The organism is Amnimonas aquatica (assembly GCF_002943415.1).
Classification (GTDB): Bacteria; Pseudomonadota; Gammaproteobacteria; order Pseudomonadales; family Moraxellaceae; genus Perlucidibaca; species Perlucidibaca aquatica_A.
Genome location: NZ_PTQZ01000367.1, coordinates 1 through 1,136, shown reverse-complemented (window position 1 = coordinate 1,136; position 1,136 = coordinate 1). Strand labels below are relative to the sequence as shown.

Below are 1,136 nucleotides of genomic sequence, written 5' to 3'. Positions count from 1 at the left end.
GGGCAGGAAGTGGTGCCGCTGAAGGTGGTGAAGGCGGTGCTTCCGGATCCGGCTTCGCTGGCGCAGGACTACACCGGCAAGACCTGCATCGGCGATCTGCTGCGCGGCAGCCGCGACGGCCGCGAGCAGGAGGTGTTCATCTACAACGTGTGCGATCACGCCGACTGCCACGCCGAAGTCGGCAGCCAGGCCATTTCCTACACGGCCGGAGTGCCTGCAGCGGCAGCGGCGATCCTGGTCGCCCGGGGCGACTGGGATGCGCGCCGCATGGTCAACGTCGAGGAGCTGCCGCCGCGCCCCTTCCTGTCGCTGCTGGATGACATGGGCCTGCCGACCCGCATCCGTGATGCCCGTGGCGACCGGGCCTGGCACGAAAGGCCGGCGCATGCATCGGTCGCCGGTGGTGCACTGGCGGTCGGCTGAGGTGTCGCCACGACCGGCACCGGCAGGCATTTGGGCTGATACCCGCCGGAAAGCAAGAGACCCGCACTGGGCGGGTCTCTTGCTTGTCATGTAATGGCGGAGAGTAAGGGATTCGAACCCTTGAGGGGCTTTTGACCCCTACTCCCTTAGCAGGGGAGCACCTTCGGCCTCTCGGTCAACTCTCCGACAAGGCTGGCGATGATACATAGACAGCCCCGGCTTGAAAAGTGCGGGCTGCCGGTATTTCAGGCAGCCGCACCTGCCGCGGTGTCCGGTCGGTGACCGATTGCGACGGCGCCGATGGTTTGGCAGGCTTGTGCGCGTGTCCGCTCCGGCGGACGTTCAAAGACAAACCGTGCAGGGAACAGGGAGGCTCTCGTGACCACATTGTCGGCCTGGCAGGCCTCTGGCGATTATTTCGACACCGGCGAAGGTCGCCTGTTCTTCCGCGAGCTGGGGCAGGGCGCGCCGCTCCTGCTGCTGCACGGCTTCCCGACGTCGTCCTGGGACTGGCATCGCGTGGTCGTGCCGCTGTCGGCGCGCTTTCGCGTGATCGTGGCGGACAAGCTCGGCTACGGCTTCTCCGACAAGCCGGCAGGGGCCGATTACGGCATCGCCGCGCATCTCGACCGGCTGCAGATGCTGCTGGTGCATCTCGGCCTTCGCCGGGTGAACCTGCTCTGTCATGACAATGGCAACACCGTGGCCCAGGA

General features: G+C 66.4%; 2 protein-coding genes and 1 tRNA gene. 2 read left to right on the top strand and 1 reads right to left on the bottom strand.

Annotated features, from left to right (window positions below):
* A partial coding sequence (locus C5O18_RS10050) for a saccharopine dehydrogenase family protein (protein WP_277422168.1) occupies positions 1 to 423 on the top strand: 423 nt, incomplete at its 5' end.
* A gap of 94 nt (positions 424 to 517) precedes the next feature.
* Here C5O18_RS10050 and C5O18_RS10045 read toward each other — a convergent pair.
* Positions 518 to 608, bottom strand: a tRNA-Ser gene (locus tag C5O18_RS10045).
* A 193-nt stretch (positions 609 to 801) separates the two neighbouring features.
* Here C5O18_RS10045 and C5O18_RS10040 point away from each other — a divergent pair.
* On the top strand, positions 802 to 1,136 hold a 335-nt coding region (locus C5O18_RS10040; RefSeq protein WP_158249340.1), incomplete at its 3' end, for an alpha/beta fold hydrolase.